Annotated in this window: 16 protein-coding genes; 10 read left to right on the top strand and 6 right to left on the bottom strand. The window is 67.6% G+C overall.

The features are described 5' to 3' along the window. Positions 1 to 42 precede the first annotated feature (42 nt). The 4 genes from SR870_RS15035 (at position 43) to glyS (ending at position 4415) form a co-directional block, all read left to right on the top strand. Positions 43 to 231, top strand: a complete 189-nt coding sequence (locus SR870_RS15035) for a DUF4234 domain-containing protein (RefSeq protein ID WP_011439991.1) — start codon at positions 43 to 45, stop codon at positions 229 to 231. 446 nt (positions 232 to 677) lie between these two features. Beyond that, positions 678 to 1613 (top strand): glycine--tRNA ligase subunit alpha, encoded by a 936-nt coding sequence (locus SR870_RS15030; RefSeq protein WP_322514345.1) that lies wholly within the window; start codon positions 678 to 680, stop codon positions 1611 to 1613. 187 nt (positions 1614 to 1800) lie between these two features. Beyond that, complete coding sequence (locus SR870_RS15025) at positions 1801 to 2235, top strand: endonuclease domain-containing protein (protein ID WP_322514344.1); 435 nt, start codon at positions 1801 to 1803, stop codon at positions 2233 to 2235. After that, complete coding sequence (glyS, locus tag SR870_RS15020; protein WP_322514343.1) at positions 2235 to 4415, top strand: glycine--tRNA ligase subunit beta; 2181 nt, start codon at positions 2235 to 2237, stop codon at positions 4413 to 4415. Before SR870_RS15025 ends, glyS begins: the two co-directional genes overlap by 1 nt. Positions 4416 to 4634: 219 nt before the next feature. On the opposite strand, the gene ppk2 is transcribed toward glyS, so the two are convergent. Beyond that, positions 4635 to 5528 (bottom strand): polyphosphate kinase 2, encoded by an 894-nt coding sequence (ppk2, locus tag SR870_RS15015; protein ID WP_322514342.1) that lies wholly within the window; start codon positions 5526 to 5528, stop codon positions 4635 to 4637. 25 nt (positions 5529 to 5553) lie between these two features. Between ppk2 and SR870_RS15010 the strand changes: the two genes are divergently transcribed. Further along, positions 5554 to 5793: a hypothetical protein gene (locus SR870_RS15010; RefSeq protein ID WP_322514341.1), complete on the top strand. Its 240-nt coding sequence runs from the start codon at positions 5554 to 5556 to the stop codon at positions 5791 to 5793. Between the two features lie 311 nt (positions 5794 to 6104). On the opposite strand, the gene SR870_RS15005 is transcribed toward SR870_RS15010, so the two are convergent. The 4 genes from SR870_RS15005 to SR870_RS14990 form a co-directional block, all read right to left on the bottom strand. Then, positions 6105 to 7577: a pyridoxal phosphate-dependent decarboxylase family protein gene (locus tag SR870_RS15005; RefSeq protein ID WP_322514340.1), complete on the bottom strand. Its 1473-nt coding sequence runs from the start codon at positions 7575 to 7577 to the stop codon at positions 6105 to 6107. Continuing rightward, complete coding sequence (locus SR870_RS15000) at positions 7574 to 8821, bottom strand: hypothetical protein (protein WP_322514339.1); 1248 nt, start codon at positions 8819 to 8821, stop codon at positions 7574 to 7576. The genes SR870_RS15005 and SR870_RS15000 overlap by 4 nt, the downstream gene beginning before the upstream one ends. Positions 8822 to 8833: 12 nt before the next feature. Then, the gene (locus SR870_RS14995; protein WP_322514338.1) at positions 8834 to 10414 is read right to left on the bottom strand and encodes a hypothetical protein; all 1581 of its coding nucleotides are present in this window, start codon (positions 10412 to 10414) and stop codon (positions 8834 to 8836) included. 190 nt (positions 10415 to 10604) lie between these two features. Further along, on the bottom strand, positions 10605 to 12296 hold the full coding sequence (locus SR870_RS14990; protein WP_322514337.1) for a methyl-accepting chemotaxis protein: 1692 nt from the start codon (positions 12294 to 12296) through the stop codon (positions 10605 to 10607). 470 nt (positions 12297 to 12766) lie between these two features. Here SR870_RS14990 and SR870_RS14985 point away from each other — a divergent pair, with 470 nt between their 5' ends. From SR870_RS14985 to SR870_RS14965, 5 genes are all read left to right on the top strand, one after another. Continuing rightward, positions 12767 to 13093, top strand: coding sequence for a hypothetical protein (locus tag SR870_RS14985; RefSeq protein WP_322514336.1), 327 nt, complete (start codon positions 12767 to 12769; stop codon positions 13091 to 13093). A 4-nt stretch (positions 13094 to 13097) separates the two neighbouring features. Continuing rightward, positions 13098 to 13724: an RNA polymerase sigma factor gene (locus SR870_RS14980; RefSeq protein WP_322514335.1), complete on the top strand. Its 627-nt coding sequence runs from the start codon at positions 13098 to 13100 to the stop codon at positions 13722 to 13724. Continuing rightward, entirely contained in the window at positions 13721 to 14152 is a 432-nt protein-coding gene (locus tag SR870_RS14975) for a hypothetical protein (protein WP_322514334.1), read from the top strand. Before SR870_RS14980 ends, SR870_RS14975 begins: the two co-directional genes overlap by 4 nt. Further along, on the top strand, positions 14149 to 14592 hold the full coding sequence (locus SR870_RS14970) for a periplasmic heavy metal sensor (protein ID WP_322514333.1): 444 nt from the start codon (positions 14149 to 14151) through the stop codon (positions 14590 to 14592). Before SR870_RS14975 ends, SR870_RS14970 begins: the two co-directional genes overlap by 4 nt. 90 nt (positions 14593 to 14682) lie before the next feature. Further along, a complete protein-coding gene (locus SR870_RS14965; RefSeq protein WP_322514332.1) occupies positions 14683 to 14970 on the top strand; it encodes a cysteine rich repeat-containing protein in 288 nt (95 codons plus the stop codon). A 239-nt stretch (positions 14971 to 15209) separates the two neighbouring features. On the opposite strand, the gene SR870_RS14960 is transcribed toward SR870_RS14965, so the two are convergent. Next, entirely contained in the window at positions 15210 to 16961 is a 1752-nt protein-coding gene (locus tag SR870_RS14960) for a methyl-accepting chemotaxis protein (RefSeq protein WP_322514331.1), read from the bottom strand. Positions 16962 to 17125: the final 164 nt, after the last annotated feature.

Below are 17125 nucleotides of genomic sequence, written 5' to 3'. Positions count from 1 at the left end.
ACTATCGCCGGGGCGTGACGTGACCGAGACGAGGATCGACCAATGCCGCCGCTGCTTGTACTTGCCGGAAGTCTGGTAGGGATCGCGCTCGTGCGCTGGGCCTTCCGGACCGCCGGCCGAATCAATCAGGAACTGGACGACGCGCGCTCCGCGATCTTCGCCGAGCCGCAGCCGGCCGAAATTCCGACGCTGCGCAAGGACCCGGTGACGGGCGCGTATCGGCCCGGTTGATCGCTCGCAGCTCCGGGGGACCGGCCGGATTCCGGTGCCGGCCCTGGGGCGGGGCATCGCCCGCAAGGCCGGCACGCAACCTTGGAGGTTGCAATCGCTCGGGCGCGCTGGCGCCCCGATGCCTATCGACGGTCGCGGATTCCGCCGCTCAACAGCGGCACGATGGTGAGCGCCACCATCAGCGCGCCGATCATCTGGATGGTCGTCATTCCCGGTCCCGTCGCGTTCGCCCACGGCTCCCCAGCCGCGGGCTAATCCCATGCTCCGATCGTTACCCGGCAGTTGCTAACGAATTTCAGCGCCGCGCCCGGGCCTCCCGATCGTGGTTAACGTCGGGTAAATGCGCGGCCGCGACGCCGGTTTGGCGGCCGTCGCCTTGATTTGGCGGGGCCGCCTCGATACGGTCCGCCCGCTTTCCGAAAACCCTTGTGAATCCAAAGCCGCTCATGGACCCGACGCCTCCCCACATGCGCCCGGAACGATCGTTCCAGGGCCTGATCCTGACGCTGCAGCGTTTCTGGGCCGATTACGGCTGCGTGATCCTGCAGCCCTACGACATGGAGGTCGGCGCCGGCACCTTCCATCCGGCGACCACGCTGCGCGCGCTCGGCCCGAAGCGCTGGAATGCGGCTTACGTGCAGCCGTCGCGCCGGCCGAAGGACGGCCGCTATGGCGAGAACCCGAACCGGCTGCAGCACTATTACCAGTTCCAGGTGATCCTGAAGCCGTCGCCGCCGGACCTGCAGGACCTCTATCTGAAGTCGCTGAAGGCGATCGGCGTCGATACCGATCTGCACGACGTGCGCTTCGTCGAGGACGACTGGGAGAGCCCGACGCTGGGCGCCTGGGGGCTCGGCTGGGAGTGCTGGTGCGACGGCATGGAAGTCAGCCAGTTCACCTACTTCCAGCAGGTCGCCGGCATGGAATGCGCGCCGGTCGCCGGCGAGCTCACTTACGGCCTAGAGCGGCTGGCGATGTACGTCCAGGGTATCGACCGGGTCTACGACCTCAACTTCAACGGCCGCGGCGGCGAAGACAAGGTCACCTATGGCGACGTCTTCCTGCAGGCCGAGAAGGAATATTCGAAACACAATTTCGAGGTCGCCGACACCGAGATGCTGTTCGAGCAGTTCAAGATGGCCGAGGCCGCCTGCAAAAAGTATCTCGACGCCGGCTGGACCAGCGATAAGCGCGAAGCCCACGCCATGGCGCTGCCGGCCTACGACCAGTGCATCAAGGCCAGCCACGTCTTCAATCTGCTCGACGCCCGCGGCGTGATCTCGGTCACCGAACGCCAAAGCTACATCCTCCGCGTCCGCGAACTGGCGAAAGCCTGCGGCGAAGCCTGGGTGCACACCGAAGCGGGCGGGGCGGCGGCTTAGTTCTTTACCCTCCCCTGGAGGGGGAGGGTCGCTCGCGCAGCGAGCGGGGGCACGACAACGAGGACGCTCCTGCTCCCCTCCCCCTTGCGGGGAGGGGTCGGGGGGCAGCGAACACGACCAATCACCCTCCCCTGGAGGGGGAGGGTCGCTCGCGAAGCGAGCGGGGTGGGGTGACAGCGGTTGCGACATGGTCAAACGCCGGATCAGCGACTTCAAGCGCGCCACCGCGCACAAACTGCGGGCGAGCAGCACCGCTGCCGAAGACATCCTGTGGCGGCGTTTGCGACGAATGAATGTGGAAGGAAGTCACTTCAGACGGCAGGTGGTGATCGGGCCCTACATCGCCGATTTCGCCTGCCTCGCGAAGCGACTGATCATCGAGGTCGACGGTTCGCAGCACGGCGACGAAGACGGCCTGAAGCGTGACGAGGTTCGGACGCGATGGCTGCAGTCGGAAGGCTACCGGGTAATCCGATTTTGGAACAATGATGTGATGAGCAAGACCGAAGCCGTGTTGGACGCAATCTATAACGCGATCGCTGTCACCCCACCCCGCTCGCCGTCGGCGAGCGACCCTCCCCCTCCAGGGGAGGGTGATGCCGTGCGTGGGGAGAGCCGATAATGCCCGATCTCCTCCTCGAACTGTTCTCCGAAGAAATCCCCGCGCGGATGCAGGCCAAGGCGGCCGACGATCTGCGGCGGCTGGTGACCGACAAGCTGGTCGCCGAAGGCCTCGTCTACGAGGGCGCGAAAGCGTTCGCGACGCCGCGGCGGCTGACGCTGACGGTGCACGGGATTCCGGCGCGGCAGCCGGATCTGAAGGACGAGCGCAAGGGCCCGAAGGTCGGCGCGCCGGATGCGGCCGTGCAGGGCTTTCTGAAAGCCACCGGGCTCGCCTCGCTGGCAGAGGCCACGATCCAGAAGGACCCGAAAAAGGGCGACTTCTACGTCGCGCTGATCGAGAAGCCGGGCAAGCCCGCGATCGACGTGCTGGCCGAGATCCTGCCGGTGATCGTGCGCACCTTCCCGTGGCCGAAATCGATGCGCTGGGGCGAGCGCTCGGCCAAGCCCGGCGCGCTGCAATGGGTGCGGCCGCTGCACTCCATCGTCGCCACTTTCGGCATCGACACCGAAGAGCCGGATGTGGTGATCTTCGAGATCAGCGGCATCAAGGCCGGGCAAATGACGCGCGGCCATCGCTTCATGGCGCCGGACGAGATCAGCGTCCGCCGCTTCGAGGATTACGAGGCGAAGCTGTACGCCGCCAAAGTGGTGCTCGATCCCGCCCGCCGCAAGGACATCATCCTGGCCGACGCCAAGACGCTGGCGCAGGCGCAGAACTACGAACTGGTCGAGGACCAGGGCCTGCTCGACGAAGTCTCCGGGCTGGTCGAATGGCCGGTGGCGCTGATGGGCTCGTTCGACGAAGCCTTCCTGTCGATCCCCGGCGAAGTGATCCGCGCCACCATCCGCGCCAATCAGAAGTGCTTCGTGGTCAGCGATCCCTCAACGGGCAAGCTCGCCAACAAGTTCATCCTGACCGCGAACATCGAAGCCAGCGACGGCGGCGCCGCCATCACCGCCGGCAACGAGCGCGTGATCCGCGCGCGATTGAGCGATGCGAAGTTTTTCTACGACACCGATCTGAAGACCAAGCTCGAAGACCGGCTGCCGAAATTCGACCAGATCGTGTTCCACGAAAAGCTCGGGACGCAAGCCGAACGCATCGCCCGCATCGAACGCCTCGCCGCCGAGATCGCGCCCTTGGTCGACGCCGATGTCGAGAAGGCCAAGCGCGCCGCCAAGCTGTGCAAGGCCGACCTGCTGACCGAAGTGGTCGGCGAATTCCCCGAGCTACAGGGCCTGATGGGCAAGTACTACGCGCTGGCGCAAGGCGAAGACGCCAGCGTCGCCGCCGCCTGCGAGGAACACTACAAGCCGCAGGGCCCGGCCGATCGCGTCCCGACCGATCCGGTTTCGATTGCCGTGGCGCTCGCCGACAAGCTCGACACCCTGGTCGGATTTTGGGCGATCGACGAGAAGCCGACGGGCAGCAAGGACCCGTATGCGCTGCGACGCGCGGCGCTGGGGGTGATTAGGTTGATTGTTGAAAGCAATCTGCGACTAAGTATCTTCGATGTTTTGGCGCTGCGAGTCTTGCAACGATCACTGACCGACGTGGAGCGTTGGTATTTCACGAGTGTATCGTCGCGCTCGACGATCGATGTGGTGAAGAACGTCAAAGCACTAGAGCTAAGTAGGTTTGTTGAAGGTGATGGCAATCTCCTTTCCTTCTTCGCCGACCGCCTGAAAGTCCAACTCCGCGATCAGGGCGCCCGGCACGATCTCGTCGATGCGGTGTTCGCACTGGAAGGGCAGGACGACATCCTGATGATCGTCCGCCGCGTCGAGGCGCTGGCGGCATTCCTCGCCACCGACGATGGCAAGAATCTGCTGGCCGGCACCAAGCGCGCCGCCAACATCCTGCGGATCGAGGAGAAGAAGGACGGCCGCCCCTTCGACGGCGCGCCGGATGCGTCGCTCTACGCGCAGGACGAGGAGAAGGCGCTCGCGGCTGCGATCGATCGGGCGCGGGCGGAGGCGACCGAGGCGGTGGCGCGCGAGGACTTCGCCGCCGCGATGAGCGCGATGGCCGGCTTGCGGCCGGCGGTCGATGCGTTCTTCGAGCACGTGACTGTCAACGCCGACGACAAAGCCGTCCGCGAAAACCGCCTGAAGCTGCTGGGCGAAATCCGCGCCGCGACGCGTGCGGTGGCGGACTTCTCGAAGATCCAAGACTAACAGCTCGTCATTCCGGGGCGCTCGCGTCAGCGAGCGAACCCGGAATCTCGAGATGTCCCTGAACCTCTGGATTCCGGGTTCGCGCGTTTCACGCGCGCCCCGGAATGACTGCGGAGAGGTGACGCAGCGCCGCATCGGCGGCTTTCTCCTCGCCCCGCTGTTGCGGGGGAAAGGCTGGTCTGGGCGCGTCTGTCCGGCCGCAGCGCGCCCCGCATACTCTCAGTATCGCTCCGGCACGTACATCTCCGGCGGGATCGGGGTGCGGATGTAGTCCGGGTGGTGGATCCGCGGCGGCAGCACGACGCGTTCGCTCGGAACTTCCTCGTACGGCACCTGATCCAGCAGATGCGCGATGCAGTTCAGCCGCGCCTTCTTCTTGTCGACCGCCTGCACCACGTGCCACGGCGCCTCGGCGATGTGGGTGCGCTCCAGCATCTCTTCCTTCGCCTTGGTGTAGTTCTCCCAGCGCGCGCGCGATTGCACGTCCATCGGGGAGAGCTTCCACTGCTTCAGCGGATCGTTGATGCGCATCATGAAGCGCAGCTGCTGCTCGTCGTCGGTGATCGAGAACCAGTATTTGATCAGCACGATGCCGGAGCGCACCAGCATGCGCTCGAATTCCGGCACCGAGCGGAAGAACTCCTCGACCTCGGCCTCGGTGCAGAAGCCCATCACCCGCTCGACGCCGGCGCGGTTGTACCAAGAGCGGTCGAACAGCACGATCTCGCCGGCGGCCGGCAGATGTGAGACGTAGCGTTGGAAGTACCATTGGCTGCGTTCGCGCACGCTCGGCGCCGGCAGCGCCGCGACGCGGCAGATCCGCGGATTGAGCCGCTGGGTGATGCGCTTGATGACGCCGCCCTTGCCGGCGGAGTCGCGACCCTCGAACACCACCACCACCTTCAGGCCCTGATGCTGCACCCAGCTCTGCAGCTTCACCAGTTCGCCCTGCAGCCGGAACAGCTCCTTGAAATAGATGCGGCGGTCGACGGTGTCGGCGGGCGAGTGGTCGGCGAATTCGTTGGTCAGCGCGTCGAGGCGATCGTCGTCGATTTCGAGTTCCAGCTCCTCGTCGAACCCGTCGAGCATTTCCGCCTCGATCCGCTGCCGCATCGTCGGCGCGGCTGCGAGGGGCTGCTTGCGCGTCGGCCGGGAAGGCTGGGTCTGGGAAGGCTTGGTCTGGGAAGACTCTGTCCTGGAAGAATCGGTGTTGGAAGGCTTTGTCCTGGAAGGCGCTGTCCTGGAAGATTTGGGCTTGGACGGCTTCTTGGTCGCCTTGGCGGCGGGTTTGCGGGCCATTTGGTTCTCCGGGCGTGGCTTCGCCGGCAAATACCGCCCGGTGTTTGTCGTGCGTATGACGGCGCCCGGGGTGCGGTGATTTGGCACGTGTGCGCGGAAAACTGAGCGTTCGTCATTCCGGATTGCGTGCGACGCGCTCGCCGCGGATCGCTGTGCTCGCGGCGAGGCTGATTGGAGCCGTTCTGTCCCTGATGGAATCAGCACTGGCGTTCCGGGACATTCACCACAGGCACAACCTCATGGTGAGGAGGCGCGAAGCGCCGTCTCGAACCATGCGTCTCGAACCATGCGCTACGGGCCCTGCGTCGCCGCATCCTTCGAGACGCCCGGCTTCGCCGGGCTCCTCAGGATGAGGAGTCCGTACATCTGGCAACGGCCATATCGCTTCAATCAATCGATGAAGTGCTCTACTCGCGCCGCACCGAAACGCAGCACTGCATCGACCATCCGGTCGACGTCCTCGAACCGGGTGCGGTGATTGACGATCGCGGCGCGGATCGCGAGGGCGCCGTCGATCATGGTCGAGGACGGCGCGGCGATGCCGGATTCGTGCAGATCGGCGACGATCTCGGCGTTCAGCGCATCGGCGTCGCCCGAGGGTGCGCGATAGCGGAAGCAGACGATGTTGAGCGCGACCGGCGCCAGCATGTCGAGCTTCGATTCGCCCAGCACGCGCGCTTCGAGATGCCGCGCCACCGCGCAAGTGTTGGCGATCATGTCGCCGAGGCGGTCGGCGCCGTAGGTCTTCAGCGTGAACCAGGTCTTCAGCGCGCGAAAGCCGCGCGACAGGTCCGGCCCATAGTCGCACGGCCAGGGCGAGCCGCCGGCAAGCCCGCGGGTCTCGCGGCGCAGATAGGCCGCGGGCGCCGCGAAGGTCGCGCGATGCTGGTCGCCGTCGCGCACGATCAGGAAGCCGGCGTCGTAATTGACCTGGCCCCATTTGTGGAAATCCAGCGCGACCGAATCCGCTTCGCTCAGCCCCGCGAGCATCGGCGCGATCTGCGGCGACAGCATCCCGAGCGAGCCGTAGGCGCCATCGACGTGAAACCACAGCTTCTCCTCGCGGCACAGCGCGGCCAGCGCGGCGAGGTCGTCGATCGCGCCGACGTCGACGGTGCCGGCCGAACCCGTCACCAGGAACGGCGCAAAGCCCGCGGCGCGATCCTGCGCGATCCGCGCGCGCAGCGCGGCGATGTCGATGCGGTGGGCGGCGTCGAACGGAATCCGTCGCAGCGCGCCGCGGCCGAGGCCGGCGAGATCGGCGGCCTGGATCACGCAGCCATGCGCCGCCGCCGAGGCGTAGGCGGTGAGCGGCGCGCCTGATAGTCCGCCCTCGCGCACCTGCGGCCCGAGCGCGGCGGTCCGCGCCACCAGCAGCGCCATCAGATTGGCCATCGACGAGCCGGTGACGAATACGCCGCTCGCGGTCTGCGGAAAGCCGAACAGTTCGCGCACCCAGCGCACGATCTGGCGTTCGACCTCGATGCCGATGTGATCGCGGCCGCCGCAATTGGCGTTCAGCCCCGCCGCCAGCATCTCGGCGAGCATGCCGACGGCTGTGCCGCCACCGTGCACCCAGCCCATGAAGCCGGGATGCACGTTGCCGGTCGCGTAGGGCGCGATGCTGTTTGAGAACTCCTGATACACCTCGCCGAGCGGCGTTTCGCCGCGCGGCAGCGTTTCGCCGAAGCGCGCCCGCACCTCGGGAGGGATCGGCTGCCACACCGGTCGCTCGCGCACATCCGCGATGTAGTCGATAATGTCGTCGAGCATCCGATGCGCGTCGGCGCGCAGGCCGTCCCAGTCGTCGGGATCGAGGCTCGACGCGCCGGCATGCCCGCCGGCGCGCTCCGCCCCACTCACGCGACGCTCTGTCGACGCGACGCCGCGCGACGCTCCAGCATCGCCGCGAACGCCTCGAAGATCTTGATCATCTGCGGCGGCTTGTAGGGATACAGCTCCGCGCTGTCCATGTTGTGCACCACCGCGGTGTTGTCGATCTCGAACACCAGGAGATCGCCGGCCGGCGTCTGCGCGCAGTCGATGGTGAAGTAATCGAGCCCGATCCGTTCGATCATGCCGTCGAGCGCGGTGCGATGGCGCCGCGCGAAGCCGAAGTCGAAGGTGTGGAAGAACGCCGCCTCTTCCAGCCGCTTGCTGGCGCTCTGCGCCATCCCGGCGTTGAGGTACCAGATGTCCCAGCGGTCGGCGATCGCCATGTGGCAGGCATAGGGCTTGCCGTCGACCACGACGATTCGATATTTGCGAAACAGCCCGTCGTCGCTGGCGTAGTCGACATAGCGCGCGACGAAATACTCGTCCTCGGTGCGGTCCTCGAGATAGGCGGCGAGCGCGGCCTGGTCCTCGATCCGCGCCAGGCCGAAGCCGGCATGGGAGCCGCGCGGCCGCGCGATGATCGGATAGCCGACGCCGTTGGTGACGTCGGCGAGCGCCGCGTCGCCCGCCGCCACCGCGGCGAGTGCGTCGCGACCGACCGGAACGGTGGCGGGAATGTCGAGGCCTTCGACGTCGCCAATCAGCCGATACAGCTTGTCGCGGTCGAGATGGCCGATCAGTTGCGGCGGGTTGAGCAGCGGCGCCGGCCAGTCCGGCGCGCGCGCCGCGATCTTGGCCAGCGCGCCGCGGCATTCCTCGGAGTCGGAGGCGATCACGATCGCCAGATCGTGCGCCGGCAGCGGATCGGGCAGCGGCACGCCGTCGACCACATACAGCGTCAGCAGCTCGATGCCGGAGGTCTCCAGCAGAAATTCGATCGGCGTGTTGCCGCCCATGTCGATGTCGGCGGCGAGCGCCAGCACCCGCATCCGCGGATGTTCGCTCGAACACGGCGAGCGGAACAATTGATGCTGCGCCAGCGTCTCGGTCTGCACCGACAGCCCGGCCTGCTTGTGGCCGAACAATTGCGTGATCAGCGCCAGATCGAGCTGCTCGCCGGCGGTCGCGGCGCCGTCGTCGACTTTGGTCATCAGGCTCTGCCACAGCGGAAACAAATTCTCGCCGTCGAACGCCCGCTTGGTCAGGCGCGCGAAGCCGATCCGGTCGGCGATCGGCTGCGGGGCGGGCGGCTGCTGCGTCTCAGTTGGCATGTTCGTCCTTGGTCACTGCGATAGGGCCGGCTGCTGCAGCAGCGCGTCGATGCTGGCGACGATGGTCGCGGCGTCGTCGAGAATGCGGTCGAGCGCACCGTGCGCGAGGTCGGGATCCGCGGCGTAGGCGTCAATGACATGGCGGGCGCTGATGCAGATTCGCAGCGCTGCCACCGCGTCTTCGTTGACGCCGCCCCAGCCGACCGGCTGTCCGATCAGGCACGGCGTGGCGCCGGGCGCGCCGTCGCGCAGCGCCGCATGGATCGCGCGGCATTGCGCCAGCGACAGCGGCGCGCCGCCGGGCGCGAGGGTGAAGGCGAAGATCGAGGGCGCGGCGAATTCGTCGCCGCGTTCGGGATGCGGCTGCGGCGGCAACAGCCGCAGCGCCGGCGACGCCGCGATCAGCCTGGCGATGCCGTCGCCGAGCGTGCGCAGCGCGGCGCGGCGGAAGTCGTCGGGAACGGCGGTGTAGGCGCGAATTTCCTCCATCGCCGCTTCCCAGCGCAGCCATTGACCGAAATTCGGCGCGGCCGAGAATTGCGCGCGCAGGGTCCGCCAGCGCATCGGCCAGTCGCTGCGGCCGGAATAGTCGGCCAGGCCCGGGGCCAGTTGCGTCAGCGCGCCGATCTGCGCGCCGAACCGCGGCGGCACCAGCAGCGCGCCGCTGAACGCCGGGCCGGCGTAGTATTTCGAGCCGGTCAGCAGCACCAGATCGCCGCGCGCGAGACAGCGCGCGATCCGCCGGCGGCCGAGCCGCATCTGGCAGGCGTCGACCACGATCTGCACCCGGCCCGGCCAGCGCCGCGCGATCTCCGCGGTGCAGCGGTCGCTCGGCGCCTGCAGGCCGAGCTTGGAGCAATCCATGATTTCGAGCATCACCGTTTCGGCCTGGGCGACCAGCGACTCCACCGTCTCCAGCAATTCTGCATCGATCGCCGAGGGCGACCGCAGCCGGCCGTCGGCGTCGCGCAGCCGCAGCGCGAGGCTGCGCACCGGGCCGAGCCCGGTCACCGGCGTGCCTTTGGCCACCTTGCAGTCGTTGGTGCTGCGCTCGCTGAAATGATGGCCGCGCGCGGTGTGCACGGTGCCGGTGCCGGTCTGGTCGGCGGCGACGATCAGCGTCGTCACCTCGCCGCCGGCGAGCGCGCGGGTCAGCGCCAGCGCCTGCAGTTGTGCGTCGGTGCCCGATGCCGAGAACACGACGTCGGCGCCGCTGTGCTCCAGGCCGAGCAGCGCTTTCAGTTCGTCGCGCATCGCCTCGATCCGGGCGTCGAAACACTCGATCAGCCCGTGCAGCATCGCCGACGACATCAGCGCCGTGCGGGCGCGCTCGGCCGCCTCGTAGCCGCGCTGCGAGATCGTGGTCGCGGTGCAGGACGAAAAGCTCGGTATCTCGGGGGTCGGAGTCGGGCTGCAGCCATAGGCATTGCGGCCGGTGGTTCGGTCGACCGCGAGCCGGGCGTCGCCGCCGCAGGCCAGAAGCTGTTCGAGCGGAGCGAACAATTCGCGCAGCGGCGAGGGGGTACGGAGCCCTGGCTCCGTCGGGGTTCGGCGGTCGGCAGCGGTGCGCGGCAGGCTCCGGGTGTTCGACATCGCTCAGCCTCTCGCCCGGCACGCCGGGCGGTCGTCGGGCGCCGCGGCCGGATGCCGGGCGCTGTCCTCAACAAGACGTAAACGAACTTGGTTAATGCCGGCTTTACTTTTGGCCTCGGATGGTCCCGAGGCGGCCCCAAAAACAACCGGCGCCTTGCGGCGCCGGCCGGTCATGCGTGCCGCGGTCCGCTCAGGCGGCGCGGACGTTGTCGAGGAACTTCGACACTTCGAGCTTGAGGCGGTTGCTGTCCTGCGACAGCGATTTCGCCGCCGACAGCACCTGGCTCGAGGCCGAGCCGGTCTCGGTGGCGCCGCGCTGCACGTCGGTGATGTTGACCGACACCTGCTGGGTGCCGATCGCCGCCTGCTGGACGTTGCGCGAGATCTCCTGCGTGGCCGCGCCCTGTTCCTCGACCGCCGAGGCGATGGTGGAGGAGATTTCCGACATCCGCCCGATGGTCCCGCCGATCTCCTTGATGGCCGTCACCGACTGCTCGGTCGCCGACTGGATGCCGTTGATCTGCTGGCTGATCTCGCCGGTGGCCTTGGCGGTCTGCTCGGCCAGCGCCTTGACCTCGGCGGCCACCACGGCGAAGCCGCGACCGGCCTCGCCGGCGCGCGCCGCCTCGATGGTGGCGTTGAGCGCCAGCAGGTTGGTCTGGCCGGCGATGGTATTGATCAGTTCGACCACGTCGCCGATCCGCGCCGCCGCCTTGGCGAGTTCTTCCACCCGGCCGTTGGTGGTGCGGGCCTGCTCGACCGCCTCGTGGGCGATGCGGGCGGAATCCTGCACCTGGCGGCTGATCTCGTTGACCGACGAACTCATCTCCTCGGTCGCCGACGCCACCGACTGGACGTTGGTGGAGGCTTCCTCCGACGCCGCGGACACCATGGTGGCGAGGTGCTGCGAGCGCTCTGCGGTCGTGGTCAGCGTCGTCGCCGAGGCTTCCAGTTCATGCGAGGCCGAAGACACCGTCTCGACGATCTCGCCGATCGCCCGCTCGAACTCGTCGGCGAGGCGCTTGGTGTCGGCCTTGCGTTGCGCCGCCGCGCGCGCTTCCGCCTGATGTTGCTCGGCCTCGAGCCGTTGCCGCTCGATCGCGTTGTGCTTGAACACTTCGACCGCGCCGGCCATCTCGCCGATCTCGTCGCGACGCCCGATCCCGGGGATCTCGGCGTCGAGCCGGCCGGCCGCGAGATTCTTCATCGCAGCCGTGATCGCGTCGATCGGCCGGGTGATGCCGCGCGCCACGATGATCGAGACCAGGGTGATGATCAGCAGCGCGAATGCCGCGGCCATCAGCAGGCGCTGCGTCGCGCTCCAGGTCTGGGCGTCGAGGTCGTCGATATACACGCCGGTGCCGACGATCCAGCCCCACGGCGCGAAGCCGGCGACATGGGTCAGCTTCGGATAGGGCGTGTCCGAGCCCGGCTTCGGCCAGGCGTATTCGACGAAGCCGCTGCCGCTGCGGCGGACGGTGTCGACCATGTCGGTGAACAGCGGCTTGCCGTTGGGATCGCGGGCGTTCGACTGATCCTTGCCGATCAGTTGCGTCGCGATCGGATGCATCAGCATCATGCTCTGCATGTCGGTGATGAAGAAGTACTCTTTGCCGGCGTAGCGCAGCTTGGAGATGCGCGCTTGCGCGCGCTTCTGTGCCTCGTCGGCCTTGATCTCGCCGCGCTGTGCCGCGTCGTGCTCGTCCTTGACGATCGCGATCGCGAGGTCGGTGAGATGGGTGAGTTCGATCTGCTTCTGCTGCTTCAGACCCCCGCCGATTTCCTGCGAGGCCATGAAACTGGTGCCCAGCAGCCCGAGGAATCCGAGGCCGATCAGCAGGTAGATGCGGCGACCGATGGTCATGTGCATTTTCGATAGCATTCGTGATCTCCGGTTGTCGCACCCGGGGCGGCCCGCTGAGGACGGTGCGCCGTCAGGTACGATCTGCGCATCGCGTTCGGCCTTGCGACGCCCGACAGCAGGCGCCGCGCAGTCGATCGCAAGTTGTGAAGTCTCACCACACTCGGGGAGCCGAGGGCGCCGGATGAATCCCCATATTCGGCCGTGCCCGCTATGTGGAATATGAAGGTCAAATGATAGCGATTAGTAAAATTGCGTATCACCAGATATCCAGCCACGGTACCAGCGGGCATATTTTTCGCCGATTGCCTCACCGTCATACCGGCAGGGAGAGTCATTGGCCTAGTATTAGTACGTTGCGGCAACGCGCCGCAGTCCTCCGGGAAATTCAATCATTCGTCGCGAGGGGAATTTCCTCTGCCGCCGTACTCCCACTGTCGGCCGGTGCAATACGCCGGGAGTCCGGGAGCACAGCAGAAGGGATCCTCACCATGCGAACAGTTTTGACCATTGCCTTCCTCGCCGCTGCGGCGCCCGCGGCCCATGCCGCCCCGCTGGTCGCGCCGGATGCGATGCGCACCGCCATTGCGGCGGCCTCGCCGGTCGAAACCGTCGCCTGCGTCCGCGGCGGCTGGCGTGGACCGGGCGTCTATCCTGGCTGCCGCGCCTATCGGCCGGGCTATCCGGTGCGGCCGTATCGGTACTACGCGCGGCCGGTGGCGCCGTATTACGTCGCCCCGCGGGTGGTGGTGGCCGGGCCGCCGGTGGTGGTCGCGCCGCGGAGCTGCTGGATCGCGGGCGCCTGGCGGCCCTGCTGATACGATGCCTGGAGGCCCGGCGGTCGCGCGTGCACGATCGGCCAGGACGTTGGCCGGGCCAGGGGCGGCGGTGATGGACGAGGACAGCGACGAAGCGTTGATGACCGCCGTGGTGGCGCGGCGGCAACAGGCGTTTCGCGTGCTGATGACGCGCCATATGCCGCGCGCCATCCGGGTCGCGCAGCGCATCGTCCGCGATCCGGCCGAGGCCGACGATATCGGCCAGGAGGCGTTTCTGCGGGTCTGGAACAAGGCCTCGTCGTTCGATCCGCAAATCGCGCGGTTCACCACCTGGCTGTACCGCATCGTGCTCAATCTGGCGTTCGACCGCGCGCGCAAGCCGAAGCTCGCGCCGATCGAGGAAGCCGCCGAAATCGAGTCCGGCGAGGCCGGGCCGGTGGAGACGATCATCGCCGCCCAGCAGCGCCGCGTCCTGAAGCAGGCGATGGCCGCGCTGCCCGATCGCCAGCGCGGCGCGGTGGCGCTGTTCCATATGGAAGGTTTGAGCGGCGAGGAGGCGGCGCGAGCGATGAATCTCAGCGCCAAGGCGTTCGAATCGCTGCTGGGGCGCGCGCGGGCCGCGCTGCGCAAGGAAGTCGAGAAACTGGAAGGTCACAGGAGGGACGCATGAATCGCGAACAGTTCAGGCAACTGGCAGAAAGCTGGGGCGGCGACATCGGGCGCTGGCCGCCCGAATTCCGCGATGCCGCGCGGCGGCTGGCCGATCGGGACGGTGAGGCCGCGGCGATGCTGCGGGCGCAGTCGGAGTTCGATCGCCTGCTGGCGATCGCGCCCGAGGTCGACGCCGCCCGCGCCGGCCGCGCCGGACTGTCGGTGCTGCAGCGGATCGCCGCCGAAGAGGCCGAAGCGGTTCGTGAGCCCTGGTATCGCCGGTGGCTGCGGTCGGAATCGCTGCTGCCGGCCGGCAGCCTCGCCTGCTCGGCGCTGCTCGGCGTCTGGATGGCGAGCACGCTGCCGTATCATCCGGACGCGCAGGCGCTGGAAACCGTCAGCGCGGTGTTCGACGCCTCCGCCTTCACCTTGTGGAGCACACAATGAGCATCCGGTTGGGTCCGTTCACCGGCGGCCGCCTGCTGTTGCTGGCGTCGCTGTGTCTCAACGTCGCGCTCGGCGCCTATGTCGGCGTGCAATGGTCGCAACCGGAATGGAAGCCGGCGAGCCCCGGCATGCCGCTGCGGATCATGGAGCGCGTCGCGTCGCGGCTGCCGGAGCCGGATGCCGAGATCCTGCGCCGCAATTTCGAGGCGCGGCAGGCCGAACTGCGTCCGCTGCAGCAGGAGTACACCGCGGCGCTGCTGAAGACGCTCCGTCTGATCGGGCAGGCCGATCTCGACAAGCCGGCGCTGCGCGCGGCGATCGATGACGCCCGCGACAAGCGCATCAAGATGGGCAATGCGCTTGCCGAAACCTTCCTGGAAACGCTCGAGCAGGTTTCGGCGAAAGGACGGCGTCAACTCGTCGGCGGGTTTCTTCCCTGACGGACCACGCCGCAGCGAGGGATCGCGCAGTCTGGAGCGTATCATCTACATCCGTCCCCGAGACGCAATTCTCGACCGCAAGGAGCCGACATGCGAATGACTTCGAAGACCCCGCTCCGCCGCAAGGCCCTGCTGCGCGTCAGCGACGCGATGGTGCGGGCCACACTGGTCGCGGCCTGCGTGATCGCCGCGCTGGCCGTGTCGCTCTCGCTGGCGAGCGCGCAGGACCAGGGCAAGGCGCGCGAAGCCTGCAAGCCGGACTATCAGAAATTCTGCAGCGGCATGATGCCGGGCGGCGGCCGCATCAAGAAGTGCCTTGTCGAAAACCGCGACGCGCTGTCGGCCGCCTGCAAGCAGGTGCTCGATGACATGAAGTAACCGGCGCGCCTGCGACCCACAAAGGCTGCTACCCACGCGCCCGTCATCGCCGGGCTCGACCCGGCGATCCATCCTCTTCGCAAAGTGCTTTCGACGCGCTTGGCGCGATGGATGCGCGGGCCTTCGCCGCGCCGAAGGGGCTTCGGCCCCGCAGGCGGGTCAAGCCCGCGCATGACGGCTGAAAGCATTGAAGCCGCGCAGCGCTGTCTCGAACATGGCGACGAGTGCGCGGCCTCAGCTCACAGCCTGTACGCCGTCCGGAAGCCGCCCCAGTGTCGGCCGCGGACTTTCACCGGGACGTCGATCTCGCGCATCATCACCATGTTGCCGCCGCCCATGTCGCGGGCGTAGCTCTGGATCAGGAACGACCGCGTGTTGCGGCCGGCGGCGAGGCCGGCGGGATCGTTGAAGATGCGGCGGTTGCGGGCATTCGCCGTATTGAAGGTGACGTCGCCCGGGCGCTGCGGCTGCGAGTAGATCCGGTTGTGGACCGGCAGGTAGCCGTTGCGGTCGATCATCGCGCAGAACGCCATCCGCTTGTCCTTGGCGAGGAACGCTTCCTGGAACGGCGGCAGCGCCTGATCCGCCCAGGTCAGAATCCGGGTGCGATATTGCGTCGGGTTAGTGCCGGCGATCTCGACATAATTGTCGTCGAACATGTCGTCCACCGTGATCGCGCCGGAGGCGATGCCGCGCTCGAAGATGTCCGTCAAGGCGTGGCCGGCTTCCAGCGCGCGGGTGACGAATTCGGTATTCTCGTCGCGGATCGCCCACAGCCGGTCCTCGATCCGCGTCCGCAGCGCGGCGTCGGGCGCCACGAAGCTCGCCTGCGCGCCGGCGCCGGTGTGTTCGGCGATGCGGATCTTGCAGATGCCGATGTCGGGGAGTTCGGCCGCGAGCGGCTGCCGCAGCGGCAGCGTCGCGGCGCCGGGCCCGGCGATCAGCAGCCCGTCCTGCGAAATCTCGTAGACCGGCGCGTCGACCCGGCCGCGCGGCGTGTCGATCGTGATCGACAGATGGCACGGCAGCTTCTCGCGCTTGCGCGCCGCTTCGCGGTCGCCCTGCTTCAGCAGCACCGCGGTGCGCGCGCGCAGTTTCTCGGCATACATCGTCACCGCCTGGCCGGCCTTGGCGACTTCGCCGCCATGCTGTTCGGCTTCGCGGGTGGCGCTGTCGATCTCGGCGGCGCTGTCGCCGACCGAGACGATGAAGTTGCCCGCGGTCGTGGCATTGCCGGCGATGTCGCCGGTGGTGGTGTTCTGTTCGGCGACCGCGCCGTTGACGTTCTCGAACACCGGCCGGATCGCCGCGATCGCGCTGGTGATGCGGTGGACGGCGTCGGCCGAGCTCGAGGCGTCGCGCTGCAGCGTGTCGATCTTGCGCTTGATCTCCTCGGTCGCCTCCTGGGTCTGCACCGCGAGCGCCTTCACCTCGGTGGCGACCACCGCGAAGCCGCGGCCGGCGGCGCCGGCCCGCGCCGCCTCGATCGTCGAATTCAGCGCCAGCAGCGTGGTCTGCCGCGCGATCTGCGCGATCAGATTGACGACATTGCCGATCGCCCCGGAGGATTCGCGCAGCCGCTCGACATTGACGGTGGCCTCGTCGGCCGCGGCGCTGGCGTCGTCGGCGAGCCGCGCCGCCTGCCGCACCTGGGCGCCGATGCCCTGCGCCGAATGGGTGAATTTGTCGGCGGCCTGCGAGAACGACGTCGCGGTGTCATGCGCGGCGCTGGTCCGTCCGGTCAGCGCATCGGTGCGTTCGCGGATGGTGTGCAGCGTCGAGGTGGTCGATTGCACGCCGGTGGTCACCGACTGCGCGGCGCGTTCGAGCTGGCGGATCAGCGAGCCGAGTTCGAGTTCGAGCAGTTCGAGGATTTCGGACGTCGAATCGGTCTCGGCGGCGGGCAGTAGCGTCGGTTCGAGCGCCGGAGCCCGCGCGACGTCGGGCGCGGCCGTCTCCGGCTGCTGCTTTCGAAAGAGGCCGAACGCCATAAATCCTCCCGCAGAACGCGAAATTTGCCCGCTACTCTCGCAAGCCTGCGTGAAATTACGGTTAAATTTCTCGATGCGGAAATCCGGTTCCTTTGATTGATCTTGGGCCAGGTCTTTGATTTCGGCCTCTTGGCCGCTTATAACCCCGCGCCGCAGCCCGAAAT

This window comes from Rhodopseudomonas palustris, assembly GCF_034479375.1.
In the GTDB taxonomy this organism is placed as follows: Bacteria; Pseudomonadota; Alphaproteobacteria; order Rhizobiales; family Xanthobacteraceae; genus Rhodopseudomonas; species Rhodopseudomonas palustris_M.
The sequence above is the reverse complement of the archived record's forward strand: the minus strand, read 5'-3'. Positions and strand labels throughout refer to the sequence as shown.

What these genes read in the sequence shown, in the direction of transcription:
- SR870_RS14980 (WP_322514335.1), top strand. Translation starts at nt 13,098, where the DNA reads ATGCCTGGAGGCCCGGCGGTCGCGCGTGCACGATCGGCCAGGACGTTG.
- SR870_RS15000 (WP_322514339.1), bottom strand. Translation starts at nt 8,821, where the DNA reads ATGCCAACTGAGACGCAGCAGCCGCCCGCCCCGCAGCCGATCGCCGAC.
- glyS (WP_322514343.1), top strand. Translation starts at nt 2,235, where the DNA reads ATGCCCGATCTCCTCCTCGAACTGTTCTCCGAAGAAATCCCCGCGCGG.
- SR870_RS15030 (WP_322514345.1), top strand. Translation starts at nt 678, where the DNA reads ATGGACCCGACGCCTCCCCACATGCGCCCGGAACGATCGTTCCAGGGC.
- SR870_RS14960 (WP_322514331.1), bottom strand. Translation starts at nt 16,961, where the DNA reads ATGGCGTTCGGCCTCTTTCGAAAGCAGCAGCCGGAGACGGCCGCGCCC.
- SR870_RS15025 (WP_322514344.1), top strand. Translation starts at nt 1,801, where the DNA reads ATGGTCAAACGCCGGATCAGCGACTTCAAGCGCGCCACCGCGCACAAA.
- SR870_RS14965 (WP_322514332.1), top strand. Translation starts at nt 14,683, where the DNA reads ATGCGAATGACTTCGAAGACCCCGCTCCGCCGCAAGGCCCTGCTGCGC.
- SR870_RS14970 (WP_322514333.1), top strand. Translation starts at nt 14,149, where the DNA reads ATGAGCATCCGGTTGGGTCCGTTCACCGGCGGCCGCCTGCTGTTGCTG.
- SR870_RS14975 (WP_322514334.1), top strand. Translation starts at nt 13,721, where the DNA reads ATGAATCGCGAACAGTTCAGGCAACTGGCAGAAAGCTGGGGCGGCGAC.
- ppk2 (WP_322514342.1), bottom strand. Translation starts at nt 5,528, where the DNA reads ATGCGGCAGCGGATCGAGGCGGAAATGCTCGACGGGTTCGACGAGGAG.
- SR870_RS14990 (WP_322514337.1), bottom strand. Translation starts at nt 12,296, where the DNA reads ATGCTATCGAAAATGCACATGACCATCGGTCGCCGCATCTACCTGCTG.
- SR870_RS14995 (WP_322514338.1), bottom strand. Translation starts at nt 10,414, where the DNA reads ATGTCGAACACCCGGAGCCTGCCGCGCACCGCTGCCGACCGCCGAACC.
- SR870_RS14985 (WP_322514336.1), top strand. Translation starts at nt 12,767, where the DNA reads ATGCGAACAGTTTTGACCATTGCCTTCCTCGCCGCTGCGGCGCCCGCG.
- SR870_RS15035 (WP_011439991.1), top strand. Translation starts at nt 43, where the DNA reads ATGCCGCCGCTGCTTGTACTTGCCGGAAGTCTGGTAGGGATCGCGCTC.